Source organism: Pseudomonas sp. NPDC087615, from assembly GCF_044743445.1.
Lineage (GTDB): Bacteria > Pseudomonadota > Gammaproteobacteria > Pseudomonadales > Pseudomonadaceae > Aquipseudomonas > Aquipseudomonas baetica_A.
Genome location: NZ_JBIUWM010000032.1, coordinates 15,469 through 41,811 on the forward strand (window position 1 = coordinate 15,469; position 26,343 = coordinate 41,811).

Sequence of the window (26,343 nt, forward strand, 5' to 3'; positions counted from 1 at the left end):
AGCTAAGGCGCCGGGGGACCTAACAGTGGTCTCCCCCCCTCAGGGACAGCGGGATCGACGCTACGGGCGCCTGGTATCGCCCCTATCTGCTCTGGCTGATCCTGATTGTCGTGACCTTCATCCTGCAGAGCCAAAAAGATGCCGATGAGCTTTAGCCTGACCCAGATGATCCTGATCAGCGCCGCGTACCTGGCGGTGCTGTTCGGTGTTGCCTGGATCAGCGAACGGGGCATGATCCCGCGGGCGATCATTCGCCATCCGTTGACTTACACCCTGTCACTGGGGGTTTACGCCAGTGCGTGGGCGTTCTACGGCACGGTGGGCCTGGCCTATCAGTACGGCTACGGCTTTCTTTCCAGCTATCTCGGGGTGTCTGGCGCGTTTTTGCTGGCGCCGGTGTTGCTGTATCCGATCCTGAAAATAACTCGCACCTATCAACTGTCGTCGCTGGCGGATCTGTTTGCCTTCCGCTTCCGCAGCACCTGGGCAGGCGCGTTGACTACGATTTTCATGTTGATCGGTGTGCTGCCGTTGCTGGCGTTACAGATTCAGGCAGTAGCCGACTCCATCGGCATTCTCACTGGCGAGCCGATTCAGAGCCGTGTGGCGCTGGCGTTCTGTGCGCTGATCATTTTGTTCACGATTTTCTTTGGTTCACGCCACATCGCCACCCGCGAGAAGCACGAAGGCCTGGTGTTCGCGATTGCCTTCGAGTCGGTGATCAAACTGATCGCTCTCGGCGGCGTTGGCCTGTATGCGCTGTACGGCGTGTTCGACGGCCCGCAACAGCTTGAACTGTGGCTGCTGCAAAACCAGACCGCCCTCGCCGCTTTGCACACGCCGCTGCAAGAAGGCCCGTGGCGTACGCTGCTGCTGGTGTTCTTCGCGTCGGCCATCGTGATGCCGCACATGTATCACATGACCTTTACCGAGAACCTCAATCCGCGCTCACTTGTCAGCGCCAGCTGGGGCTTGCCACTGTTCCTGCTGTTGATGAGCCTGGCGGTGCCGCTGATCCTGTGGGCCGGCCTCAAGCTCGGTGCCACCACCGACCCGGAATACTTCACCCTCGGCATCGGCATTGCCGCCAACAGCAAACCCTTGGCCTTGCTTGCTTATGTCGGCGGCCTGTCGGCCGCCAGCGGACTGATCATCGTCACCACCCTGGCGTTGTCAGGCATGGCGTTGAACCATTTAGTGCTGCCGCTCTATCAGCCGCCCGCCGAAGGCAATATCTACCGCTGGCTGAAATGGACCCGCCGCGCACTGATCGTCGCGATCATCATGGCCGGTTTCGGCTTCTATCTGATGCTCGGCGCCGGGCAGGATCTGGCCAACCTCGGCATCGTCGCGTTTGTGGCCACCCTGCAATTCCTACCGGGCGTGTTGTCGGTGCTGTACTGGCCGACCGCCAACCGGCGCGGCTTTATCGCCGGGCTGCTGGCCGGGATTCTGGTCTGGGTCATCACCATGCTCTTGCCGCTGGTCGGCAATCTGCAGGGTTTCTACATTCCGCTGCTGAACATGATTTACGTGCTGGACGACACCAGTTGGCACATGGCGGCCATCGCGTCGCTGGCCGCTAACGTGCTGATGTTCACCTTGATTTCGCTGTTCACCAATGCCAGCCCCGAAGAGGCCAGCGCCGCGGAAGCCTGCGCGGTGGATAACGTACGCCGTCCGCAACGCCGCGAGCTGCACGCCGCATCGCCGCAGGAATTCGCCACACAACTGGCCAAACCGCTCGGCGCCAAAGCGGCGCAGAAAGAAGTCGAACAGGCCTTGCGCGACCTTTACCTACCCTTCGATGAGCGTCGGCCTTACGCCTTGCGCCGATTACGCGACCGTATTGAAGCCAACCTCTCCGGGCTGATGGGTCCGAGTGTGGCGCAGGACATGGTCGAAACCTTCCTGCCGTACAAGGCCGGCGGCGAAAATTACGTCACCGAAGACATCCACTTCATCGAAAGCCGCCTTGAGGATTACCACTCGCGCCTCACGGGCCTGGCTGCCGAACTCGACGCACTGCGCCGCTACCACCGCCAGACCCTTCAGGAACTGCCAATGGGCGTCTGCTCGCTGGCCAAGGACCAAGAGATCCTGATGTGGAACAAGGCTATGGAAGAGCTGACCGGGATCGCCGCGCAGCGCGTGGTCGGCTCGCGCTTGAGCACCATTGGCAATCCATGGAAAGAATTGCTCCAGGGTTTTATCAACTTGCCGGACGAACACTTGCACAAACAGCATCTGGCACTCGACGGACAGACTCGCTGGCTGAACCTGCACAAAGCGGCAATCGATGAGCCGTTGGCACCGGGTAACAGCGGTTTGGTGTTGCTGGTAGAAGATCTGACCGAAACCCAGATGCTTGAAGACAAATTGGTCCACTCCGAGCGTCTGGCCAGCATCGGTCGCCTCGCCGCAGGTGTCGCCCACGAAATCGGCAACCCGATCACCGGCATCGCTTGCCTGGCGCAGAACCTGCGCGAAGAACGCGAAGAGGACGACGAGCTGACTGAGATCAGCGGACAGATTCTCGAACAGACCAAGCGCGTGTCACGCATCGTTCAGTCGCTGATGAGTTTTGCCCATGCCGGTGGTCATCAGCATAACGACGAGCCCGTTTGTCTGGCCGAAGTGGCCCAGGATGCCATCGGGCTATTGGCGCTGAACCGGCGCAATTTCGAAGTGCAGTTCTACAACCTGTGCGACCCGGATCACTGGGTCGAAGGTGACCCACAACGCCTTGCCCAAGTGCTGATCAATCTGCTCTCCAACGCTCGTGACGCCTCGCCTGCCGGCAGTGCCGTGCGGGTCAAGAGCGAAGCCGGCGAACATACGGTCGACCTGATCGTTGAGGACGAAGGCAGTGGTATTCCGAAGAACATCATGGACAGATTGTTCGAACCTTTTTTCACCACCAAGGATCCTGGTGAAGGTACCGGTCTGGGCCTTGCACTGGTCTATTCCATCGTTGAAGAGCATTATGGACAAATCACCATCGACAGCCCGGCTGATGTACAAAGCCAGCGCGGCACCCGTATCCGGGTGACCTTACCGCGTCATGTCGAAGCGACGTCCGCTGTGAACTGAGACCGTCGAGAGTATCGAATCAATGCCGCACATTTTGATCGTCGAAGACGAAACCATTATCCGCTCCGCCTTGCGCCGCCTGCTGGAACGTAACCAGTACCAGGTCAGCGAAGCCGGTTCAGTGCAGGAAGCACAAGAACGCTTCACCATTCCTACGTTCGATCTGATCGTGAGCGATCTGCGCCTGCCGGGCGCTCCAGGTACCGAGCTGATCAAGCTCGGCCAGGGCACGCCGGTGCTGATCATGACCAGTTACGCCAGCCTGCGCTCGGCGGTCGACTCGATGAAGATGGGCGCGGTGGATTACATCGCCAAGCCTTTCGACCACGATGAAATGCTTCAGGCCGTTGCGCGGATCCTGCGTGATCGCCAATCGGCGCCGGCAGCGGGCGAAGCCGTTGCCAGCAAACCTGCCAATGGCAGCGGGAAAACCGCCACCGACAACAGCAACGGCGAAATCGGCATCATCGGCTCCTGCCCACCGATGCAGGATCTGTACAGCAAGATCCGTAAAGTCGCGCCGACCGATTCCAATGTGCTGATTCAGGGCGAGTCCGGCACCGGTAAAGAACTGGTGGCCCGCGCCCTGCACAACCTGTCGAAACGCGCCAAGGCACCGATGATCTCGGTGAACTGCGCCGCCATCCCGGAAAGCCTGATCGAATCCGAACTGTTCGGCCACGAGAAAGGCGCGTTCACTGGCGCCAGCGCCGGGCGTGCCGGTCTGGTGGAAGCGGCGGACGGCGGTACGCTGTTCCTCGATGAAATCGGCGAGCTGCCGCTGGAAGCCCAGGCCCGCCTGCTGCGCGTGTTGCAGGAAGGTGAAATTCGCCGTGTGGGCTCGGTGCAATCGCAGAAGGTCGATGTCCGTCTGATCGCGGCGACTCACCGAGACCTCAAGAGCCTGGCGAAAGTCGGCCAGTTCCGGGAAGACCTTTATTACCGTCTGCATGTGATCGCGTTGAAACTGCCAGCCCTGCGCGAGCGCGGTGCCGACGTCAACGAGATCGCCAATGCTTTCCTCGCTCGCCAGAGTGCGCGGATCAACCGTACCGACCTGAAATTTGCTGCGGATGCCGAGCAGGCCATCCGTCACTATTCCTGGCCGGGTAACGTCCGTGAACTTGAAAACGCGGTCGAGCGCGCGGTGATCCTCAGCGAGAGCCCGGAAATCTCTGCTGAACTGCTGGGTATCGACATCGAGCTGAGCGACCTGGACGACGACGAATTCATTGGTCTCCCGCCGCAAACCTCAGGTAACGCCAGCAACAGCAGCCACGAACCCACCGAAGACTTGTCGCTGGAAGACTACTTCCAGCATTTCGTCCTCGAGCATCAGGACCACATGACCGAGACCGAACTGGCGCGCAAACTGGGCGTCAGCCGTAAATGCCTGTGGGAGCGGCGTCAGCGCCTGGGCATTCCACGGCGCAAGACCGGGGTCGCCAGCGAGAGCTGAACGTTACCTGTCGAGTGTGCGGGTAACGCTTGAAGATGTGAAAAAACTGTTACCTCAGTCTTTCCACGTAACAGAAGCCGGGGTTATCGGTAACGAAACCCCGGCTTTTTTTCGCCCTGACAAAAGGCTCAGATCGACCTAACCCCTTGTTTTGTTGGGCTTCGCAAAAGTTGGCACGGCACCTGCTATATGTTTGGTACAAGAACAATAACAAGCAATGCACAAGACAATAAAAATAAGACGAATCGACTCACGCACAATAAAAACAAGACGGCGAGAGGCGCAGCTAACTGATTCTTTTGGAGAGGCGTTGTATTTGGGGCTTGCCCCACGACCAGGCCGAGAACAACAAAAACTGTCCTAAGACAGAGCCTGTACTGGTTGGATCGAGAGATCACTGCAATTCAGCGACCAAAGCAATCCGTTTGCTCTTGGCTCCCGATTGGGAGGGTCACGAAGCAAAAGCTTCGTGACGAGGGCACTCAACAAAAACAAGAAGCCCGAATCAATAATAAAAAGAGCACGCAACTACTTCTTGGGGAGCTTCGGCTCCCCTTGTAGTTTCTCCCATCCGGGAAATCCTGCTGTTTTGCCCTCCTCGACCCTTGCAGCTTGCGGCTTACAGCTCAAATCTGCCGTGTCCTACACCATCCCCCGACTAAATGCTAGAATCTGCGCCCATCATGCGGTCATTCTTTGGTATGGCCGAACATTCCTTCAAACAGTGCATCCCATGCTGAAGAAGTTGTTCCAGTCATTCCGAACTCCCGTGCGTCGTACGCAACACATCCGCAGCACCCCTGAAGTGCTTAACAGCGGCCAACATTCGCTGCAGAAAACGCAATTCAGCCGCTATGCGGTCAATATCGTCGAACGCTTGCAGGGCGCCGGTTACCAGGCCTATCTGGTCGGTGGCTGCGTGCGTGACATGCTTTTGGGCATTACGCCCAAGGATTTCGACGTCGCCACCAGCGCCACGCCCGAGCAAGTGCGCGCCGAATTCCGCAATGCGCGGATCATCGGTCGTCGCTTCAAACTGGTGCATATTCATTTCGGTCGCGAAATCATCGAAGTCGCGACCTTCCGCGCCAACCACCCGATAAACGAAGACGACGAAGACAGCAATCAGTCTTCGCGTAACGAAAGCGGGCGGATTCTGCGCGACAACGTCTACGGCACCCTGGAAGAAGACGCGCAACGCCGCGACTTCACCATCAACGCCCTGTATTACGATCCGGTCAGCGAGCGCATCCTCGACTACGCCAACGGCGTGCACGACATCCGCAATCACCTGATCCGCCTGATCGGCGATCCAAAGCAGCGTTACCAGGAAGACCCGGTGCGCATGCTGCGGGCCGTGCGTTTCGCGGCCAAGCTCAATTTCGGCATCGAGAAACACACGGTTCAGCCAATCCGCGAACTCGCGCCGATGTTGCGCGAGATCCCTTCGGCACGCTTGTTTGAAGAAGTGCTCAAGCTGTTCCTCTCCGGCCACGGCGCGATCACCTTCGAAATGCTGGTCGATCTGCAACTGTTCGCCCCGCTGTTCCCGGCCAGCGCCGACGCACTGGATCACAACCCGGATTACACCCACACGCTGATCAGCGAAGCGCTGACCAACACCGACTTGCGCATCAAGCAGAACAAACCGGTGACCCCGGCGTTCCTGTTTGCCGCAATGCTCTGGCCTGCCCTGCCGGCCCGTGTGCTGCGTCTGCAAGAGCGTGGCATGCCGCCGATCCCGGCGATGCAGGAAGCGGCGCACGAGTTGATCGCCGAGCAGTGCCAGCGCATCGCGATTCCGAAACGCTTCACCATGCCGATCCGCGAGATCTGGGACATGCAGGAACGCCTGCCACGTCGCAGCGGCAAACGTGCCGATCTGTTGCTGGACAATGCACGTTTCCGCGCCGGTTACGACTTCCTGCTGCTGCGTGAAAGCGCGGGCGAGCAGACGGATGGCCTGGGCGAATGGTGGACGGACTATCAGGACGCCAACGACAGCGAGCGTCGTGACATGATCCGCGATCTCAGTGGCAAAGGTGATGACGCCAGCGGCGCGCCGCGCAAACGTCGTCGCAGCGGCGGTTCCAAGCGCAAACGTGCCGGTACACCGAGCACAACAGGCGAATAAACATGGAACGGATCTACATCGGCATGGGCAGCAACCTCGCTGACCCGGCCGAACAATTGCGCAGCGCCGTCGGGGCGCTGGGGCAATTGCCGCACACCATGGTCGCCGGTGTTTCCGCCTTCTATCAAAGCGACTCATTGCTGCCGGGCCAACCGCGCTACACCAACGCCGTGGCGGCGCTCGACAGCGATCTTGCGCCGCTGGATCTGCTCGATTCGCTGCAAGCGATTGAAAACGATCAAGGCCGCGAACGCCTGGAACGTTGGGGTCCGCGTACGCTGGATCTGGATATTCTGCTGTTCGGTGATCGGTTGATCGACGAACCACGGCTGAAAGTCCCGCATTACCAGATTCAGGAAAGAGCGTTCGTCCTGTATCCACTCGCAGAACTGGCCCCGCAAGATCTGCGGTTGGCCGATGGCCGCACTCTCTCCGACCTGCTGGCCGCGTGCCCGTTCGTCGGCCTGGAACGCCTCTCCAAAACTTAAAATCAATTCCCCCTTGTGGGAGCGGGCTTGCTCGCGAAAGCGCTGTATCAGTTGACTCAAATGCTGAAGAACACGACGCCTTCGCGAGCAAGCCGACTCGCACATTGCCGATTCCTCATTCGGGTTTTGTCGGACAATAAAGCCTCGAGTCAGCCCCACCACGCCGCTGAATCGGATCAGTAACGCCGGTAACACTCCCCTCGTAACAACGCGGTAACACACGCAATTGACTTCCTGTTGGCTCATCACGACTATAGGCGTCCCGCTGCCGCCAACCCGGCACATACGGGCGCCATCCAGGCCTTATAAGCACGACAAAAGACCGTGCGCCTGAGTAAATGAAGAATCACGCGCGTTACTCGCAGTAGTTTCCATAGCGCCTGAACGAGGATTTTTTACATGCCAGCCATCACCCTGACCACGCTCCAGAGCCTCAAGCAAAAAGGTGAAAAGATCACCATGCTGACCTGCTATGACGCGACCTTCGCCCACGCCTGCAACGAGGCCGGTGTCGAAGTGCTGCTGGTGGGCGACTCCCTCGGTATGGTCCTGCAAGGTCACGACAGCACATTGCCAGTGACCACTGCGGAAATGGCCTACCACACCGCCTGCGTCAAACGCGGCAACACCGATGCCCTGATCCTGGCCGACTTGCCCTTCATGGCCAACGCGACTCTCGAACAAACCATGACCAACAGCGCCCTGCTGATGCAGGCCGGTGCGCACATGGTCAAGGTTGAAGGTGCGCTGTGGCTGGCGGAGTCGATCCGCCTGCTGGCCGAACGTGGTGTGCCGGTCTGCGCCCACATGGGCCTGACCCCGCAAGCCGTGAACATTCTCGGTGGCTATAAAGTGCAGGGCCGTAACGAGAACCAGGCGCGGCAGATGCGTGCCGACGCGATCTCGCTGGAACAGGCGGGTGCGGCGATGCTGCTGCTTGAATGCGTGCCGAGTGAACTGGCTGCAGAAATCAGCCAGGCCGTGAAGATTCCAGTCATTGGTATCGGCGCCGGTAACGCCACCGACGGCCAGGTTCTGGTGCTGCACGACATGCTCGGCCTGTCGATCACCGGCCGCGTGCCGAAATTCGTCAAGAACTTCATGAACGGTCAGGACAGCATCCAGTCGGCCTTGAAGGCGTACGTCAGCGAAGTCAAAGCCACCACGTTCCCTGGTATCGAACACGGATTCTCTGCATGAACACCGTAAAAACCGTACGCGAACTGCGCGCCGCCGTAGCCCGCGCCCGCAGTGAAGGCAAGCGCATCGGCTTCGTGCCGACCATGGGCAACCTGCACAGCGGCCACGTCGCACTGATCACCAAAGCCACGCAACGGGTGGATTTCGTGGTCGCGAGTATTTTCGTCAACCCGCTGCAGTTCGGCGCCGGCGAAGACCTCGACAAGTACCCGCGCACCCTCGCTGCGGATCAGGAACAACTGCTGGAAGCCGGTTGCGATCTGCTCTTCGCTCCGACCGTCGAAGAAATGTACCCCGACGGCATGGCCGGGCAGACCCGGGTCAGCGTGCCGCAACTTTCCGAAGGCCTGTGCGGCGCCAGCCGTCCGGGGCACTTCGAAGGCGTGGCCACGGTGGTCAGCAAGTTGTTCAACATGGTCCAGCCGGATCTGGCGATTTTTGGCCAGAAGGATTACCAGCAACTGGCGGTAATACGCGCACTGGTGCATGACTTGAACATGCCGATCCAGATCATCGGCGAGCCGACGGTTCGCGCCGCCGATGGCTTGGCGCTGTCCTCGCGCAACGGTTTCCTCAGCGAAGAACAACGTGCCGTAGCGCCAGTGGTCTATCGCATCCTGAGCACGATTGCCGAGTCGATCAAACAAGGTAATCGCGACTTCCCGGCGTTGATCACTGCTCAATTGCAACAATTGGAAGCCGCTGGCCTGCGCCCGGATTACCTGGACATTCGCCATGCGCTGACCTTACGCCCAGCGTCGGCTGAAGACCGCGATCTGGTGATTCTGGTGGCGGCGTTCCTTGGCACCACGCGGTTGATCGACAACCTGCACCTGAATCTCGATAGCCCGACCTGAAAACACTGCAATACAACCTGTGGGAGCGAGCCTGCTCGCGAATGCAATCTGTCAGATGACCAAGATGTCGACTGGCATGACGCCTTCGCGAGCAAGCTCGCTCCCACAGTCGTGTGTGCCCAATTCGGCCTCACTACTCTCCGTTTGTCGCCTCATTCCCGGTATCAATGTTAAAAAAGTACAGGGAATGGGTCAGACAAAGTCAAGACAGAACGCAGCGCGAGGTTTACTGTATTCGCCCTGTGTCCAAAAACCGTGTTGACGCAGTTGGCCTGCGCCCACCAAGGCGTGATGGCCTGATCAGTGTTCAAAAGGCCGTTCAAGTAAAAAGGAAAACCGCAGCGATGGCGTACTACCGCACTCCTCACGACGTTACCGCTCTGCCTGCCTGGCAAGCGTTGAAAGATCACCGCCAAGCCATGCAGGATTTCAGCATGCGCGAAGCCTTCAACGCCGATCCGCAGCGCTTCAATCAGTTCACCCTCAGCAGCTGCGGACTGTTTCTCGACTATTCAAAGAATTTGATCAACGCCCAGACCCGCAATCTGTTGGTGAATCTGGCCAATGAAGTCGATCTGAAGGGCGCGATCAAAGCGCTGTTCGACGGCGAAATGGTGAACTCATCCGAAGGCCGCCCGGCGTTGCACACTGCCCTGCGCCGCCCGGTGGGCGACAAGTTGTCGGTCAATGGCGTCAACGTGATGCCCGAAGTTCACAAGGTACTGAACCAGATCACCGATCTGGTCGGCCGCATCCACGACGGTCTGTGGCGCGGTTACACCGAGAAGCCAATCACCGACGTGGTGAACATCGGCATCGGTGGCTCGTTCCTCGGCCCTGAGCTGGTCTCCGAAGCCTTGCTGTCGTACGCGCAGAAAGGCGTGCGTTGCCACTATCTGGCGAACATCGACGGCAGTGAGTTCCACGAACTGACGCAAAAGCTGCGCGCCGAAACCACGCTGTTCATCGTTTCGTCGAAATCGTTCAACACCCTCGAAACCCTCAAGAACGCTCAGGCCGCACGCGCCTGGTACCTGGCTCAGGGTGGTTCGGAAGCCGAGCTGTATCGTCACTTCATTGCCGTATCGAGCAACAATGCGGCAGCCGTGGCGTTCGGTATCCGTGAAGAAAATATCTTCCCGATGTGGGACTGGGTCGGCGGCCGTTACTCGCTGTGGTCGGCCATCGGTTTGCCGATCGCCCTGGCCATCGGCATGTCCAACTTCAAGGAACTGCTGTCCGGTGCCTACACCATGGACCAGCACTTCCAGACCGCACCGTTCGAACAGAACATGCCGGTATTGCTGGCCCTGCTCGGCGTGTGGTACGGCAACTTCTGGGGCGCGCAAAGCCACGCGATCCTGCCGTACGATCACTACCTGCGTAACATCACCAAGCACTTGCAGCAATTGGACATGGAATCCAACGGCAAGAGCGTTCGTCAGGACGGCACCCCGGTGTCGACTGACACGGGCCCGGTGATATGGGGTGGCGTCGGCTGCAACGGTCAGCACGCTTACCACCAGTTGCTGCACCAAGGCACCCAACTGATCCCGGCCGACTTCATCGTGCCGATCGTCAGCTTCAACCCGGTCGCCGACCACCATCAGTGGCTGTACGCCAACTGCCTGTCGCAGAGTCAGGCGCTGATGCTCGGCAAAACCTTGCCGGAAGCCGAAGCTGAACTGCGCGACAAAGGCATGAGCGAGCAAGAGGTGCACAAACTCGCACCGCACAAGGTGATCCCGGGTAACCGTCCAAGCAACACGCTTGTGGTTGAACGCATCAGCCCTCGTCGCCTCGGCGCTCTGGTGGCGATGTATGAACACAAAGTGTTCGTGCAAAGCGTGGTCTGGGGCATCAACGCCTTCGACCAGTGGGGTGTGGAGTTGGGCAAGGAACTGGGCAAAGGCGTTTACAACCGTCTGGTCGGCAGCGATGAAACCACCGCTGACGATCCATCCACCCAAGGCCTGATCAACTACTTCCGCGGTCGTCACCGCGGTTGATTTGAACGCACCGCTGTAACCCTGTGGGAGGGGGCAAGCCCCCTCCCACAGTTGTTTCCGGTGCATTCAAAATCAGATTCCGAATCTGGCTTGAACCTGTTGACCGCTCGGCGCATCTTTATTCTTCGCACAACAAGAATAAGGAACCGTCATGTTCGATATCAGCACGTTCCCCAAAGCCGATGCCGTCCGCCGGGCTGCTCAGTTGAGTCAGGACGACTACCGACGCCTGTACCGCGAATCCATTGAACACCCCAGCGCCTTCTGGGCCGAACAGGCCACGCGGTTCCTCGACTGGAGCACGCCGTGGCAGACCGTTCAGCGTTATGACCTGAAAACAGGCGAAGCCTCCTGGTTTACCGGCGGCCAACTGAACGTCAGTTACAACTGCATCGACCGCCATCTCGAACAACGCGGCGATCAGACCGCCCTGCTCTGGGAAGGCGATGACCCCGCCGAATCGGCGCAAATCACCTACAAAAAGCTCCATCACCATGTCTGCCGACTGGCCAACGTGTTGAAAAGCCGTGGAGTGAAGAAAGGCGACCGGGTCTGCATTTACATGCCGATGATCCCCGAAGCCGCCTACGCCATGCTCGCCTGCGCGCGGATCGGTGCGATTCATTCGGTGGTGTTCGGTGGTTTCTCCCCGGATTCATTGCGTGACCGCATCCTCGATGCTGATTGCCGCACGGTGATCACCGCCGATGAAGGCGTGCGCGGCGGCAAGTTCGTCCCCCTGAAAAACAACGTCGACAAAGCCCTGCAAAGTTGCCCCGACGTCAGCACCGTCGTCGTGGTCGAACGCACTCAGGGCAAAGTCGATTGGGTCGAAGGCCGCGATCTCTGGTATCACCAGGCCGTGCGCGAGGTCAGCGACGATTGTCCGCCGCAGGCGATGGACGCCGAGGATCCGCTGTTCATCCTCTACACCTCCGGCAGCACCGGCAAACCCAAAGGCGTGCTGCACACCACCGGCGGCTACCTGCTGCAAGCGGCGATGACCTTCAAGTACGTGCTCGATTACCGCGACGGCGAAGTGTTCTGGTGTACCGCCGACGTCGGCTGGGTGACCGGTCACAGCTACATCGTCTACGGCCCACTGGCCAACGGCGCAACGACGTTGATGTTCGAAGGCGTGCCGAGCTATCCGAACAGTTCGCGCTTCTGGCAGGTGATCGATAAGCACAAAGTCAACATCTTCTACACCGCCCCCACCGCCCTGCGTGCGTTGATGCGCGAGGGTGCCGAACCGTTGAAGGACACTTCTCGCCAGAGCCTCAGATTACTCGGCAGCGTCGGTGAGCCAATCAACCCGGAAGCGTGGGAATGGTATTTCAATGTGGTCGGCGAACAGCGCTGCCCCATCGTTGATACCTGGTGGCAGACCGAAACCGGCGGCATCATGCTCAGCCCGTTGGTCAGCGCACAACGGATCAAACCCGGCTGCGCCTCGCAACCCATGTTCGGCGTACAACCGGTGCTGCTCAATGAGCACGGCAAGGAAATCAAAGGCGCCGGCAGTGGCGTGCTTGCCATCAAATCGAGCTGGCCGGCGCAGATCCGCAGCGTCTACGGCGACCCGCAACGAATGGTCGACACCTATTTCAAACCCTACCCCGGCTACTACTTCACCGGCGACGGCGCCCGTCGCGACGAGGACGGCGATTACTGGATCACCGGGCGTATCGACGATGTGATCAACGTTTCCGGCCACCGCATCGGCACCGCCGAAGTGGAAAGTGCGCTGGTGTTGCACGACAGCATCGCCGAAGCCGCGGTGGTCGGGTATCCCCACGACGTCAAAGGTCAGGGTATCTACGCCTTCGTCACGCCAATGAACGGCACCGAGCCGACTGATGACCTGAAGAAAGAACTGCTGGCCCACGTCAGCAAGGAAATCGGCAGCTTCGCCAAACCGGACCTGATCCAGTGGGCGCCGGCCTTGCCGAAAACCCGCTCAGGCAAGATCATGCGACGAATCCTGCGCAAGATCGCTTGCAACGAACTCGACAGCCTCGGTGACACCTCGACCCTGGCCGACCCGAGCGTAGTGCAAGGCCTGATCGACAAGCGCCTCAACCAGTAACATTCCGGGCGCGGTCAACCGAGCGCGCCCACCCTTCACTAATGAGTGGTCATGGAATTCATCCGCCGCCGTATCGAAAACCAACTCATGAGCCTGACCGGTCTGTCTCTCGGTCAGCTCGATCTGGAAAACCCCAAGGGCGATCCCGGCCTGTTCGGTCCCGACTCAATCAGTTGGCAGGTGCACGGCGACTTCAGCAGCATGCTGATCGGTGGCATCAGCGCGTTGTTGCTGCAAGCACTGCATCCGCTGGCACTGGCCGGAGTGTGGGATCACTCGAACTTTCGTGAAGACATGCTCGGAAGGTTGCGCCGCACCAGTCAATTCGTTTCCGGCACGACCTTCGGTTCGCGCCGGGACGCCGACTGGTTGATCGAGAAAGTGCGCACCATTCACCTGCAAGTGGTCGGTACCGCGCCAGATGGCCGGCCTTACGCGGCCAGCGATCCCGATCTGCTGACGTGGGTGCATGTGGCAGAAGTCAGCAACTTCCTTGCCGCGCATGTGCGTTACAGCAATCCGCAATTGTCGCTGGCGGATCAGGATCGTTATTACGCCGAAATCGCGGTGATTGCTAAACGCCTTGGCGCCCGGGATGTACCGAAATCGCGAGCAGCTGTGGCCCACTACCTGCAACGCATGCGCCCGCAGTTGTTGTGTGATGAACGCAGCCGTGAAGTCCTGCGCCTGCTGCTTGAAGCGCCAGCGCCGAGCGCTCTGGCCCGCCCGTTTGGCGATCTGATGATGAAGGCAGGTATCGACCTGCTGCCGGACTGGGCCAGCAACATGCTCAATGTCCGGCAGAACCCGCTGCAACGGCAACTGATCCGCGCCAGCGTCAAGCACAGCGCGCCGATGCTGCGCTGGGCGATGCGCAATGGTTCGGTACAACGGGCCAAGCGGCGGATGGGGCTGAGCTGACGCTCAGAGCAGTAAGCTGCAAGCTCGTAGCTCGTAGCTTCCCCCCAGTAACTGCTAAACTCCCGCGCCCCAATCCCCTCCAGCAAGGCGCCCGCATGTCTTCCTTGAATCAGGCGCTGCGCGCCGCCCTCGATCAACGCCAGGACTTGCTCGCTGAGTTGCACAGCCAGGGCACCGATTGCTATCGCCTGTTCCACGGCAGCCAGGAAGGCGCCGGCGGCCTGACCATCGACCGCTACGGCCCACAATTGCTGGTGCAAAGCTTCCACCAGACGCTGGAGCGTGACGATCTGCTGCAACTGCACGCCATGGTCAATCAAACCCTCGGCCTTGAGACGCTGCTGGTCTACAACGACCGCTCCCGTGGCAACTCGCGTATCGACCGCGAAGATCACGTCTACCGCGCCGATGACGCCGCGCTGATCGATCTGGTCGGTCATGAATGGGGCCTGAACTATCGCGTTCGCGGACGTCACGCCGGGCAGGATCCGCTGCTGTTCCTCGACCTGCGCAACACCCGCGGCTGGGTCAAGGATCACGCCAAAGGCAAATCCGTACTCAACCTGTTTGCCTACACCTGTGGCGTTGGCCTCAGTGCCGCTGCCGGTAGCGCGAGTGAGGTATGCAATCTGGACTTCGCCGAAGGCAATCTGGCGGTCGGTCGCGAAAACGGCCTGCTCAACCCGACATTGCCGACGATGCAATTCATCCAGTCCGATTACTTCCCGGCGATCCGTCAACTCGCTGGCCTGCCAATCAGTCAGCGCCGAGGGCAGAAACTGCCCAGCTATCAGCGCCTCGAACAGCGCCAATACGATCTGGTGCTGCTCGATCCACCGGCCTGGGCCAAGAGCGCGTTCGGCACCGTCGACCTGCTGCGCGACTACCAAAGCCTGCTCAAACCGGCCCTGCTGACTACCGCCGACAACGGCGTGCTGATCTGCTGCAACAACCTGGCAAAAGTCAGCATGGACGACTGGCGCGAACAGGTTTTGCGCTGCGCCGAAAAGGCCGGACGCCCGGTGCGCGAATGGAGCGTGATGACCCCGGGCCGGGACTTTCCGTCTCAGGATCAACAGCCACCATTGAAAACCCTGATCCTGCAGCTCTGAGCCTCACTCACAACTTTCAGACACTTGCTGCAAGGTGTGAGCACTTCGGAACCAGAATCGCGTGCCATACTCCAAGGCACTCCGATTCAGACAGATGAAGCCGCACATGCACAAAGGATTGATTCGCGCGATTGGCGCCTTGTTGACCGCCCTGGCCCTCTACAGCCTGCTGGGGTTTCTGATTTTGCCGGGCATCGCCCTGCGCGTGGCCAATCAGCAACTGGCCAACTACGCGACGGTGCCTGCGCATATTCAGCGCATCGAACTCAATCCGTTCAGCCTTGAGGTCACCCTGTGGGGGTTGGGCATCGGCGAACCGGGCAAGGAACAAGTCGGCTTCGAGCGCCTGTATGCCAACCTGCAACTCGACAGCCTGTGGACAAAAGCGCTGCACCTGTCCGACATCGAACTCGACAAGCCCAAGACCGAAATCCTATTCGCCAAGGACGGCAAGCTCAATCTGCTTGGGTTATTCAACATTCCCGCCAGCGAACCGACCCCGGCAGATCCAGATGCCAAGCCGTTTCCGTTGCGCATAGAACGGATCAAGCTGGCCGACGGCTATGTCCACTTTGAAGACACGCGGCCCAGCGAGCCCATCGAATTTCTCTACGACAAACTCGACTTCGAACTGAAAAACCTCAGCACCCTGCCCGAAGACAACGCCGACATGACGCTGGTGGCCGCCGGCCCGGCCGGTGGGCAAATCGACTGGAAAGGCAACCTCAGCCTGATTCCATTCACCTCCGAAGGCACATTGAAAGTCACCGATGGCCAGATGAAATCCTTCTGGCCCTATGTGCGAGACGCGGTGCCGTTGGTACTGGAAAACGGCGTGGTCAGCCTCAGTACCGACTACAAACTCAATCTGTCGAAAGAAACCGAATTGCTGCTCAACAATGTCGCGGTGAGCATTGCGCCATTCGCGATCAAAGCGCCGGACGGACGCCCGCTGGCGAAACTCGAACGCCTCGATGTCAGCGAAACCACGGTCGATCTGGCCAAACAGCAGGTCGTGGTCGGCAAGATCCGCAGCCAGAAACTCGAAACCTGGGCAGCCCTTGAAGCCGACGGCCAACTGGACTGGCAGAAACTGTTTGCCAGTCAACCGTCGAAACCTGCCGCCCAAGCCGCCGCCGAACCCAAGGCTACCCCGGCCGCCGCCGACTCGCCGAAACCCGAGTCCACCGCACCGAGCAAGCCGTGGCAAGTGCTGCTCAAAGACGTGCAATTGCGCAACTATCAAGTGCACCTGGCTGACCGCTCGGCCAATCCGCCCGTGGCGCTGGATGTCGGCCCTCTGAACGCGGATCTGCAGGATTTCGACAGCCTCAACGGCTCACCCTTCAAGGTCAAACTCGACACCGGACTGGGCAAGCAAGGCAAGGTCATGGCCGACGGCGTGGTCAACCTCGCCCCGGTTACTGCCCAGCTCAACGTGAAAACCCGGGACATCGACCTGCGTGTCGCGCAGTCCTACATCAACCCGTTCATTCGCCTGGAACTGCGTAGCGGCATGCTCGGCAGTGACTTGAAGGTCAACCTCAAGAGCACCGAGCCTTTGGCACTCAGCGTCACGGGGCGCGCCCAGATCGATCAACTGCACACCCTGGACACCCTGAAAACCCGCGATTTCCTCAAGTGGCAGCAAGTAGTGGTCGAGGGCCTGAACTATCAGCACGGCGACAGCTTGTCGATCGACAAGGTCAATCTGCTCCAACCGTATGTGCGGTTCATGATCAACGATGACCGCACCACCAACATCGATGACTTGCTGATCCCGCAGCCTGCCGACAGTGGCGCCAAAACCGCAGCAGCCAAACCTGCCAGCAAAGACAAACCGCTGGGTATTCACATCGGCGGCATCGCCATCAATGACGGCTCGGCCAACTTCGCCGACTTCAGCCTGACCCCGAACTTCGCCACCGCCGTCCAGCAACTCAACGGCCAGATCGGCACCATCGACAGTCGTGAGGCGAAACCAGCCAGCGTCGACATCAAGGGCAAGGTCGACCGCTATGCGCCAGTGACCATCAAGGGCGCGGTCAACCCATTCGACCCGATGGCCAGCCTCGACATCGCCACCAGTTTCAAACGGGTCGAACTGACCACGCTGACGCCCTACTCCGGCAAGTTCGCCGGTTACCGCATCCGCAAGGGCCGCCTCAATCTCGACCTGCATTACATGATCACCAAAGGCCAGTTGAAAGCCGAGAACAAAGTGGTGGTCGAACAGTTGCAGCTAGGCGAGAAAGTCGACAGTCCGGACGCCGTGAGCCTGCCGCTGAAACTGGCGATTGCCTTGCTCAAGGACGTCGACGGCAAGATCTCCATTGAATTGCCGGTAACGGGCGACTTGAACAACCCGCAGTTCAGCGTGATGCCGATTGTCTGGCAGACCCTGCGCAACCTGGTCGTCAAAGCCGCCGCTGCGCCGTTCAAACTGATTGGCGGGCTGGTCAGCGGTGGTGGTTCGCAAGACCTCGGCACCGTGTCCTTTGCCCCCGGTTCCAGCGAGCTGAACAAGGACGCCGAAGCCGCGCTGGTCAAGCTGTCCCAGGCACTCAAAGAGCGCCCGGCCCTGCGCTTGGAAATCGAAGGCACTGCCGCGAAAAGCAGCGATGGCCCATTGCTGGCCGAACAGCGTCTGGAGCGTGAATACCAGTACAACTACTACAAGATGCTCCAGCGTCGCGGCGACAAAGTCCCGGCTCAGGCGTCCTTGATCAACGTCCCCGATGGCGAGAAAGGTCCGCTGCTTGAAGGCATCTACCGCACCCGTCTGAAAACCCAGCCACCGGCTCAATGGAAGGATCTGGGCAAGGAAGAGCGCACCGCGAAAATGCGCGAGGGCGTGATCAACTTCTGGAGCGGCAGCGATGTGCTGCTGCGCCAGTTGGGCCAGGATCGCGCCAGCAGCATCAAGGATTATCTGGTGGACAAGGGCCAGTTGGCGGACGACCGCGTGTACTTCATCGACGCCAACCTTGGCGAGGCTGAAAGCGACGGTCGAGTGGTCACGCAAATGCACCTGGATGCTGAGTGATGAAGCGACAATGGCTGGCCGCGATGGCCCTGACACTCATTGCCGGAAACACTTGGGCGTCCGATACGCTGCGCTGCGGCAGCCAACTGGTCAGCGTCGGTGACCGCGCAAGCGAAGTGCTTCAGAAGTGCGGTGAGCCGGTCAGTCGTGACCTGTTGGGCTACAAGCGCAGCGCCGATGGCCGAGAAGAGTTTCAGATCGAGGAATGGACTTACGGCCCGAACAACGGCATGTACCAATACCTGCACTTTGAGGGCAACCGCCTGCGCCAGATCAACAGCAACCGCGGGAATTAATCCACAGCCCCCGCAGTTTTTTTGTGGCACCCTGAAATAGAACAGGCCCCGACACAAGTGTCGGGGCCTGTAATGGTCACATCCATGTGACCAGTCGCATGAACTCTAAAGTGGCGACAGACGTATGGCTCGGCCCGTCTGTCGCGCCTTCTCCCGGTCCAGGCGAGAAGCCTTTGCCTTACTCGGCTTTCAGGCCAGCAGCGGACACCGCTTTAACGCCTTTGATTTTCTTGGTGATGCTCACAGCCATTTCTTTTTGAGCATCGGTCACAGCAACAGTGGAGGACAGGGAAACGACGCCTTTGTTGGTTTCAACTTTGATGTCGGTGCCTGGGATACCTTTTTCGGTCACCAAATCGCTTTTCACTTTGGTAGTGATCCAAGTGTCGGAAGTAGCTTCTTTAGCCTTGGTCATTTCACCGGCAGCCAGCGTCATGGGTGCCTGAGTAGCCTGGGTGGATTGTGCGAATGCACCGAAAGACATGGTCAGGGTCAGCGCGGTAGCAGCAGCGGCAGTGATAGCGAACTTCTTCATACGAGTAACTCCTGTTTTTCTGGAAAGTCTGCTGGATGTCTTGTCAGCAGGGTTACTGAAGATATTGCGAACGCTGTGCCAACTTTCATGACGCAATAAAAACTATATAAATCAACAACTTATAAATAAGTCAAATTTTCGGATTCATGCAAATTGCATGACTTGCGCAATATGCACATGCAAGTTGCGGCTTTTGGAAAAGTTCCTAAGATGCTGAAATTATTGAGGCTTTTATAAAGCGCCGCGCCATGAAAAATGCCCCGCTGTGCGGGGCATTCCGTGACGCCGTTGAACGCCTCAGGCACCGCTGCCCGGGCAACCTTTAGGCGCGTAGTCGGGATTGACCGTGGACGCACAACTCCAAGTGCCAGAGGTACTGCCCGTTGCAGCGCCAGTGCGGGTCAATGTGATGATTTTACCCAACACGGGCCCCGGCGCGTTCACCAAAGTACAGGTGATGGTGCCAGCGCCTGTGGACGCTGTACCCGAAGCGGCCAGCGTGCAGTTGGAGGTGGTGGCCGTGGCACTGCCGGCGACGTTCGTCAGTGACGGATCAGTACCTTGATTGATGGTGTCTTCGAAAGGGACTTTCAGAGCACTGATTTCCGCCAACCCCGCCGTCACTTTCGACCGTGCCTGATATTTCGAATACTGCGGCAACGCGATGGTCGCCAGAATGCCGATGATCGCCACCACGATCAGCAGTTCGATCAGCGTAAAACCTTGTTGTTTTTTCATAGACACGCTCCATGCATGAGTCGAAATCTCATGATCTGAGAAGGACTGAGCATAGCCCATGCCAATCGCCATAAAGCCCTGCTGACTGGGCGCGAGCAGCGGGCGGCGCGGTTTCCTACAACCTGTAACCGCACTATCTGACACTTTTTGTCACCTGCATGGGCCGTGTTTGGCGCTGTCACTTGACTAGGCTATAAGTCATGAACGGCAAGTGCGCGGAATCCCCATGAATGACATCGCTCTGAGCGGTCTGGCCAAGCAATTGGTGCAGGCCGAACTGCTGACGGAAAAAAGCGCCCAGCAAGCCTGGCAACAGGCCCAGCGCGATAGGCTGTCGCTGGTCACTTATCTGGTACAGAACAAACTGCTGAAAAGCGCTCAGGTGGCCGAGATCGCCTCGGAGCACTTCGGTATGGCGTTCCTTGATCTCAATTGCCTGGACAAGGAAACCCAGCCCAAAGACCTGGTCAGTGAAAAACTGGTGCGCCAGCACCACGCCCTGCCCTTGTGGCGTCGCGGCAACAAACTGTTCGTGGGCATTTCCGACCCGAGCAATCATCAAGCGATCAATGACATCCAGTTCAGCACTGGCCTGAGCACCGAAGCCATTCTGGTGGAGGACGACAAGCTCACCGACGCCATCGAAAAATTCTTCGACACCCACACCTCAGGCCTTGAAGACATGGCCGATGTCGATCTCGACGGTCTCGATGTCGAAGCCATCGATGACAGCAATCAGGACGCCATCGGCGGACTCGATGTCGACGATGCGCCAGTGGTGCGTTTCGTCCACAAGATGCTGCTCGATGCGATCAAGAGCGGCTCTTCCGACTTGCACTTCGAGCCCTACGAGAAAAACTATCGGGTACGGGTACGCACCGACGGCATTCTGCGCGAAGTGGCCAAACCACCCATTCAACTGGCCGGGCGCATCGCCGCACGCCTGAAAGTCATGGCCAGCCTCGATATCTCGGAGCGCCGTAAACCCCAGGACGGGCGAATCAAAATGCGCCTGTCGAAGAGCAAGTCGATCGATTTCCGGGTCAACACCCTGCCCACTCTGTGGGGCGAAAAAGTGGTGATCCGGATTCTCGACCCGTCCAGCGCGCAGATCGGGATCGATGCCCTCGGCTACGAGCCGGCGCAAAAAGACCTGTACATGGCCGCGCTCAAACAGCCGCAAGGGATGATTCTGGTCACCGGCCCTACCGGCTCGGGTAAAACCGTATCGCTGTATACCGGCCTGAACATCCTCAACACCGTCGACATCAATATTTCCACCGCCGAAGACCCGGTGGAGATCAACATGGAAGGCATCAATCAGGTCAACGTCAATCCGAAACAAGGGCTGGATTTCGCCCAGGCCCTGCGTTCGTTTCTGCGTCAGGACCCGGACGTGATCATGGTCGGCGAGATCCGCGATCTGGAAACCGCTGAAATCGCGATCAAGGCTGCGCAGACCGGCCACCTCGTGCTGTCCACGCTGCACACCAACAGCGCAGCCGAAACCCTGACCCGCCTGCACAACATGGGCATCCCCGGTTTCAACATCGCCACCTCGGTCAGCCTGATCATTGCGCAACGGCTGGCGCGCAAGTTGTGCAGCCACTGCAAGAAACCCATCGAGATCCCGCGCGAAACGCTGATCAAGGAAGGCTTCCCCGAGGAACGCATTGGCAGTTTCACGATCTACGAGCCGGTCGGTTGCGATCATTGCAACGGCGGTTACAAGGGGCGTGTGGGGATTTATGAAGTGGTGAAAAACACACCGGAGCTGCAACGGCTGATCATGGCCGAAGGCAACTCGCTGGAAATCGACAGCCAGATGCGCCGTGACGGCTTCGACGACCTGCGCACCTCAGGCTTGCACAAGGCCATGCAAGGCATCACCAGCCTTGAAGAAATCAACCGGGTCACCAAGGACTGAACATGGCGGGCAAGGCAGCGAAAATCAGCGTCTACGCCTGGGAAGGCACGGACAGGAAAGGCAGCAAGATCACCGGCGAATTGAGTGGACAGAATCCCGCGCTGATCAAGGCACAATTGCGCAAGCAAGGTATCAACCCCGGGAAGGTGCGCAAGAAATCAGCTGTCCTGCTGAGTTTCGGCAACCGCATCAAGGCCCGGGACATCGCCCTGTTCACCCGGCAAATGGCAACCATGATGAAGGCCGGCGTCCCTCTGCTGCAATCGTTCGACATCATCGGCGAGGGCTTTGAAAACCCGGCCATGCGCAAACTGGTCGACGACGTGAAACAGGAAGTCGCTGCGGGCAACAGTTTCGCCAACGCCCTGCGCAAAAAGCCGCAATATTTTGACGAGTTGTATTGCAACCTGGTGGACGCCGGCGAGCAGTCCGGCGCCCTCGACACCTTGCTCGAACGCGTCGCGACCTATAAAGAAAAAAGCGAAAGCCTGAAAGCCAAGATCAAGAAGGCCATGACCTATCCGACCGCCGTGGTGTTGGTGGCGGGGGTCGTGACCGGGATCCTGCTGGTGAAGGTGGTACCGCAATTTCAGTCGGTGTTCGCAGGCTTCGGCGCCGAACTGCCGGCCTTCACCCTGATGGTGATCAACCTCTCGGAATTCATGCAGCAGTGGTGGTGGGCGGTACTCGGCGCACTGGTGGCGGCGGTGTTCGGCACCCGCCATGCGCTGAAAAAATCCCAGGGGTTGCGTGACCGTCGAGACACCTGGCTGCTGAAGCTGCCCTTGGTCGGCACGATGATGTACAAATCCGCCGTTGCGCGTTTCGCCCGAACACTGTCAACCACATTTGCTGCGGGCGTGCCGCTGGTGGAAGCCCTCGAATCGGTTGCAGGCGCCACCGGCAACGTGGTGTTCAAGCGTGCGGTGCTGCGGATCCGTCAGGACGTTTCTACCGGCATGCAGCTGAATTTTTCGATGCGCGCCACGGGCGTCTTTCCAAGCATGGCGGTGCAGATGACCGCGATCGGCGAAGAGTCCGGCGCACTGGACGACATGCTCGCCAAGGTCGCGGGGTTTTACGAGGACGAAGTGGACAACATGGTCGACAACCTCACCAGCCTCATGGAGCCGTTCATCATGGTGGTGCTCGGGGTAATCGTCGGCGGTCTGGTGGTGGCCATGTACTTGCCAATTTTCCAACTCGGCTCAGCGATCTGACATGCCTATCGACGAACTGTTTGCCCTGTATCCGCTGGCCTTTGTTTTCACTGCGCTGCTGCTCGGGCTGGTGGTCGGCAGCTTCCTCAATGTGCTGATCTGGCGCCTGCCGAAAATGCTCGAGCGTGATTGGCGCCAGCAGGCTCAGGATGTACTCGGCCTGCCCGGCGAAACGTCGCTGCCGACTTACAACCTGATGCTGCCTCACTCCGAGTGCCCGCATTGCGCTCATCGAATTCGCCCGTGGGAGAACATTCCGCTGCTCAGCTATCTGTGGCTGCGCGGACGCTGCTCTGCGTGCGCCGCGCCGATCAGCAAACGCTATCCGCTGACCGAACTGGCCTGCGCCCTGCTCTCGGCATTCATCGCTTTGCATCTGGGTTTTGGCTGGCCGGCGTGCCTGTTGATCTTTCTGACCTGGGGCTTGCTGGCGATGAGTCTGATCGACACCGAGCATCAACTGCTCCCCGATGTACTGGTTTTGCCGCTGCTGTGGCTTGGGTTGATCGTCAACAGCTTCGGGCTGTTCGTGCCGTTGCACGATGCGCTGTGGGGGGCGGTGGCCGGGTATATGGCGTTGTGGTCGGTGTTCTGGCTGTTCAAGCTGATCACCGGCAAGGACGGTATCGGTCACGGTGATTTCAAGCTATTGGCGTTGCTCGGAGCGTGGGGTGGCTGGCAGATTCTGCCGTTGACGATTCTGTTGTCATCGCTGGTGGGCGCAATCATCGGCGTGATTTTGCTGCGTCTGCGTCAGCAGAAAACCTCGACGCCGATCCCCTTTGGACCCTATCTGGCAATTGCCGGCTGGATTGCCTTGCTCTGGGGTGGTCAAATAACCGACTTCTATTGGCAGTTTGTCGGTTTGAAATGAATACCCCTGTGGAAAAAACCTGGATTCTCGGCCTGACCGGTGGCATCGGCAGCGGCAAAAGCGCCGCGGCCCAGCACTTCATCGACCTCGGCATCCATGTGGTCGACGCCGATCACGCGGCGCGCTGGGTAGTTGAACCAGGGCGCCCGGCGCTGGCGAAGATTGCCGAGCACTTCGGTGCTGGCGTGCTACAGGCTGATGGAACGCTGGATCGCGCCGCCCTGCGCAAGCTGATCTTCGAAGTCCCCGAAGAACGCCGCTGGCTCGAAGCCCTGCTCCATCCGTTGATCGCCGAGGAAATCGCCCATCATTTAGCGCTGGCAAAATCGCCCTACGCGATTCTGGTTTCGCCGTTGTTGATCGAATCCGGGCAATACGCGATGACACAGCGCATTCTGGTGATCGACGCCCCGCAACAACTGCAAATCGAACGCACCTTGCAGCGTGACCAGACCAGCGAACAGCAGGTTCAGGCGATCCTCAAGGCCCAGTCGAGCCGCGAAGACCGCGTGAGCCGTGCCGACGACGTGGTGGTCAACGACCGCGACCTCGCCTGGCTGCACAGCGAGGTCGAGCGTCTGCATGACTTTTACCTGACTTTAAGTGGAGGCCAATCATGAGCCAGATCCCAACCGTAGAATGCCCAACTTGCGGCGCGCCCGTTGAATTCACGCCTGAGAACACGTTTCGGCCGTTCTGTTCCGATCGCTGCAAACTGATCGACCTCGGCGCCTGGGCATCCGAAGAACACAAGATTCCGGTCGCCCCGGATGCCGAAGATGAACTGTTTTCCGGTGACTTCGACCCGCGTCACTGATCCCGTTCAGGGCCGCATGAAACCGTAGTCCTGATCGTCGTCGAGGTTCTGCGCCAAAAAGCGCAACTCGTCGGCCAGGTCTTCGGCGTTGCGCACGGTCTTGCTCTGTTGCACCACTGCGCTGAGCAAGGCGCGCAGGCTCAAACCCGGATCGAACCCCACCTCCTGCGCCATCTCCAGACTCTGCCGGGTCTCCTGTCTTGCCCACTCGTAAACACTCATGCTGCTGCTCCTGAAGGGATTTGCACGAGCATGAAATTTCCCGCGTGTGGTGGGTTTGATATGGATCAAGATTTGGGATCGTCGTCCTTCCACGGCGCCGAAAGGTAGCGGGTGCGGTTGAATGTCTCCAGCCATTCCGGGCAGAACACCACCAGCGCACTGATGACCATGCCGTTGATGAATGCTTCGGGAAAGATGATCAGCCACACGTAGCCAATGAAGTCCTCCAGCCACTCTGGCATGGCAAAGAGGCCGTCGTACCAGAGCAACGTCAGACTGAACAGCAGGCACATCAACGCCGACAATGCCGCCGCCAGAAACCCGGAACAGAAGATGTAAACAAATGGATTACGCGGTTGCGCACGCTCGACGAGGATCGCCACGCACTCAGTGACCAGCACGGGCAGCAATATGAACAGTGAGCCGTTGACCCCAAGCGCTGCGAGGTCCTGACGTCCGAGCAGCACCAGGCCGACTTGCGCCACTAGCCCGCCGACAACCGCCAGCGGCCAGTCCAGCAGCAACGTCACCGCTGTCATGCCGATGAAGTGATAAGACACTCCCGTGTCAAAATCCCTGCGCACCAACCACAACAGAAACAGCGCGAACACCGTGCCGAACAGCAAATGCTGACGGCGGCGGTCGCTGAACAATTCGACCCAAGGTGCGCGAAAGATCGCCCAGAGCAGCACCGGCGAATAAATCAGCCAGCCCAGTACCAGGCTTTCAGTCGACAGCACCTCGGCGCCGATCATGGCCGCGCGTTCTCCAGCGCCTCACGCAGTCCGGCGGCGTCGGCATATTCATGCTGTTCAAGCAATCGGCCATCCTTCAGTTGCAGCCACAACACCTGACCTTCTGCGCCGGGGTAGCGTGACGTGACGCGACCCTCGCGGTCGAGCATGACCCGATAGCTGTAGTCACGCATGGCGGGCACAGCGAACATCTTGGCAATCAGCGTCGGCATGCGCTGGATGTCGGCAACGAACACCGCGTGACGCGCCTCCAGATAGCCCTTGGGCTGATCCTTCAGCGCTTCCTTGATCAGCTTGGCGCCCTCCATGTCACGGGCCACCAGCAGCGTCGTGGTCGTGTTGTCGAGTGTGTATGCCTGATCGTTCTGATCCAGCAACGTCCAGGGGGCGAGTTGCTCGCCGGTATCGAGCGCATGAGCCAACAGCGGAACAAGAGCGAACAACAGTAACCAGCGTGATTTCACGTTCAATCCCCTCGGTTTACGTTCAATGGACGATTTCCGTCAGTCTACACCGCCCATCCAGACTGCCCACTGACGCACTTTGCCACG

The 26,343-nt window shown here is 59.2% G+C and carries 22 protein-coding genes; 17 read left to right on the top strand and 5 right to left on the bottom strand.

Annotated elements, in window-relative coordinates; translation table 11 throughout:
* Positions 1 to 138 precede the first annotated feature (138 nt).
* The 12 genes from ACIOU6_RS16895 (at position 139) to ACIOU6_RS16950 (ending at position 18,704) form a co-directional block, all read left to right on the top strand.
* Positions 139 to 3,093, top strand: coding sequence for a sensor histidine kinase (locus ACIOU6_RS16895; protein ID WP_221733577.1), 2,955 nt, complete (start codon positions 139 to 141; stop codon positions 3,091 to 3,093).
* 22 nt (positions 3,094 to 3,115) lie between these two features.
* Positions 3,116 to 4,552 (top strand): sigma-54 dependent transcriptional regulator, encoded by a 1,437-nt coding sequence (locus ACIOU6_RS16900; protein WP_221733576.1) that lies wholly within the window; start codon positions 3,116 to 3,118, stop codon positions 4,550 to 4,552.
* Positions 4,553 to 5,285: 733 nt separating this feature from the next.
* Complete coding sequence (locus ACIOU6_RS16905; RefSeq protein WP_401138055.1) at positions 5,286 to 6,686, top strand: polynucleotide adenylyltransferase PcnB; 1,401 nt, start codon at positions 5,286 to 5,288, stop codon at positions 6,684 to 6,686.
* Between the two features lie 2 nt (positions 6,687 to 6,688).
* The gene (gene folK, locus ACIOU6_RS16910; RefSeq protein ID WP_401138058.1) at positions 6,689 to 7,174 is read left to right on the top strand and encodes a 2-amino-4-hydroxy-6-hydroxymethyldihydropteridine diphosphokinase; all 486 of its coding nucleotides are present in this window, start codon (positions 6,689 to 6,691) and stop codon (positions 7,172 to 7,174) included.
* 399 nt (positions 7,175 to 7,573) lie between these two features.
* Positions 7,574 to 8,374: a 3-methyl-2-oxobutanoate hydroxymethyltransferase gene (panB, locus tag ACIOU6_RS16915; protein ID WP_221733573.1), complete on the top strand. Its 801-nt coding sequence runs from the start codon at positions 7,574 to 7,576 to the stop codon at positions 8,372 to 8,374.
* Positions 8,371 to 9,231: a pantoate--beta-alanine ligase gene (gene panC / locus ACIOU6_RS16920; protein ID WP_221733572.1), complete on the top strand. Its 861-nt coding sequence runs from the start codon at positions 8,371 to 8,373 to the stop codon at positions 9,229 to 9,231. The genes panB and panC overlap by 4 nt, the downstream gene beginning before the upstream one ends.
* A gap of 344 nt (positions 9,232 to 9,575) precedes the next feature.
* Positions 9,576 to 11,240 carry a glucose-6-phosphate isomerase gene (pgi, locus tag ACIOU6_RS16925; protein ID WP_401138062.1) on the top strand — a complete coding sequence of 555 codons (1,665 nt, stop codon included), beginning with the start codon at positions 9,576 to 9,578 and terminating at the stop codon, positions 11,238 to 11,240.
* 151 nt (positions 11,241 to 11,391) lie between these two features.
* Complete coding sequence (gene acs, locus ACIOU6_RS16930) at positions 11,392 to 13,329, top strand: acetate--CoA ligase (protein ID WP_401138065.1); 1,938 nt, start codon at positions 11,392 to 11,394, stop codon at positions 13,327 to 13,329.
* A 51-nt stretch (positions 13,330 to 13,380) separates the two neighbouring features.
* The gene (locus tag ACIOU6_RS16935) at positions 13,381 to 14,250 is read left to right on the top strand and encodes an oxygenase MpaB family protein (RefSeq protein WP_401138068.1); all 870 of its coding nucleotides are present in this window, start codon (positions 13,381 to 13,383) and stop codon (positions 14,248 to 14,250) included.
* A 95-nt stretch (positions 14,251 to 14,345) separates the two neighbouring features.
* Positions 14,346 to 15,362 carry a class I SAM-dependent rRNA methyltransferase gene (locus tag ACIOU6_RS16940; protein WP_401138071.1) on the top strand — a complete coding sequence of 339 codons (1,017 nt, stop codon included), beginning with the start codon at positions 14,346 to 14,348 and terminating at the stop codon, positions 15,360 to 15,362.
* Positions 15,363 to 15,456: 94 nt separating this feature from the next.
* Positions 15,457 to 18,408, top strand: coding sequence for a DUF748 domain-containing protein (locus tag ACIOU6_RS16945; RefSeq protein ID WP_401138074.1), 2,952 nt, complete (start codon positions 15,457 to 15,459; stop codon positions 18,406 to 18,408).
* Positions 18,408 to 18,704, top strand: a complete 297-nt coding sequence (locus tag ACIOU6_RS16950) for a DUF2845 domain-containing protein (protein WP_221733566.1) — start codon at positions 18,408 to 18,410, stop codon at positions 18,702 to 18,704. Before ACIOU6_RS16945 ends, ACIOU6_RS16950 begins: the two co-directional genes overlap by 1 nt.
* 178 nt (positions 18,705 to 18,882) lie before the next feature.
* Here ACIOU6_RS16950 and ACIOU6_RS16955 read toward each other — a convergent pair whose 3' ends face one another.
* Together ACIOU6_RS16955 and ACIOU6_RS16960 are read right to left on the bottom strand one after the other, a co-directional pair.
* The gene (locus tag ACIOU6_RS16955; RefSeq protein ID WP_401138078.1) at positions 18,883 to 19,239 is read right to left on the bottom strand and encodes a BON domain-containing protein; all 357 of its coding nucleotides are present in this window, start codon (positions 19,237 to 19,239) and stop codon (positions 18,883 to 18,885) included.
* A 297-nt stretch (positions 19,240 to 19,536) separates the two neighbouring features.
* Positions 19,537 to 19,977 carry a pilin gene (locus tag ACIOU6_RS16960; RefSeq protein ID WP_221733564.1) on the bottom strand — a complete coding sequence of 147 codons (441 nt, stop codon included), beginning with the start codon at positions 19,975 to 19,977 and terminating at the stop codon, positions 19,537 to 19,539.
* 226 nt (positions 19,978 to 20,203) lie between these two features.
* Between ACIOU6_RS16960 and pilB the strand changes: the two genes are divergently transcribed.
* From pilB to yacG, 5 genes are read left to right on the top strand one after another with little or no spacing between them, the layout of a single operon-like run.
* On the top strand, positions 20,204 to 21,904 hold the full coding sequence (pilB, locus tag ACIOU6_RS16965; RefSeq protein ID WP_221733563.1) for a type IV-A pilus assembly ATPase PilB: 1,701 nt from the start codon (positions 20,204 to 20,206) through the stop codon (positions 21,902 to 21,904).
* A 2-nt stretch (positions 21,905 to 21,906) separates the two neighbouring features.
* Positions 21,907 to 23,124 carry a type II secretion system F family protein gene (locus tag ACIOU6_RS16970; protein ID WP_221733562.1) on the top strand — a complete coding sequence of 406 codons (1,218 nt, stop codon included), beginning with the start codon at positions 21,907 to 21,909 and terminating at the stop codon, positions 23,122 to 23,124.
* Position 23,125: 1 nt separating this feature from the next.
* Entirely contained in the window at positions 23,126 to 23,998 is an 873-nt protein-coding gene (locus ACIOU6_RS16975) for a prepilin peptidase (RefSeq protein WP_401138083.1), read from the top strand.
* The gene (gene coaE / locus ACIOU6_RS16980; RefSeq protein WP_221733560.1) at positions 23,995 to 24,618 is read left to right on the top strand and encodes a dephospho-CoA kinase; all 624 of its coding nucleotides are present in this window, start codon (positions 23,995 to 23,997) and stop codon (positions 24,616 to 24,618) included. Before ACIOU6_RS16975 ends, coaE begins: the two co-directional genes overlap by 4 nt.
* A complete protein-coding gene (gene yacG / locus ACIOU6_RS16985) occupies positions 24,615 to 24,815 on the top strand; it encodes a DNA gyrase inhibitor YacG (protein WP_221733559.1) in 201 nt (66 codons plus the stop codon). Before coaE ends, yacG begins: the two co-directional genes overlap by 4 nt.
* A 6-nt stretch (positions 24,816 to 24,821) precedes the next feature.
* On the opposite strand, the gene ACIOU6_RS16990 is transcribed toward yacG, so the two are convergent.
* From ACIOU6_RS16990 to ACIOU6_RS17000, 3 genes are all read right to left on the bottom strand, one after another.
* On the bottom strand, positions 24,822 to 25,037 hold the full coding sequence (locus ACIOU6_RS16990) for a hypothetical protein (protein ID WP_339432783.1): 216 nt from the start codon (positions 25,035 to 25,037) through the stop codon (positions 24,822 to 24,824).
* A gap of 65 nt (positions 25,038 to 25,102) precedes the next feature.
* Positions 25,103 to 25,792, bottom strand: coding sequence for an energy-coupling factor ABC transporter permease (locus ACIOU6_RS16995; RefSeq protein WP_401138088.1), 690 nt, complete (start codon positions 25,790 to 25,792; stop codon positions 25,103 to 25,105).
* A complete protein-coding gene (locus ACIOU6_RS17000) occupies positions 25,789 to 26,256 on the bottom strand; it encodes an FAD/FMN-containing dehydrogenase (RefSeq protein WP_401138091.1) in 468 nt (155 codons plus the stop codon). The genes ACIOU6_RS16995 and ACIOU6_RS17000 overlap by 4 nt, the downstream gene beginning before the upstream one ends.
* Between the last annotated feature and the right edge of the window lie 87 nt (positions 26,257 to 26,343).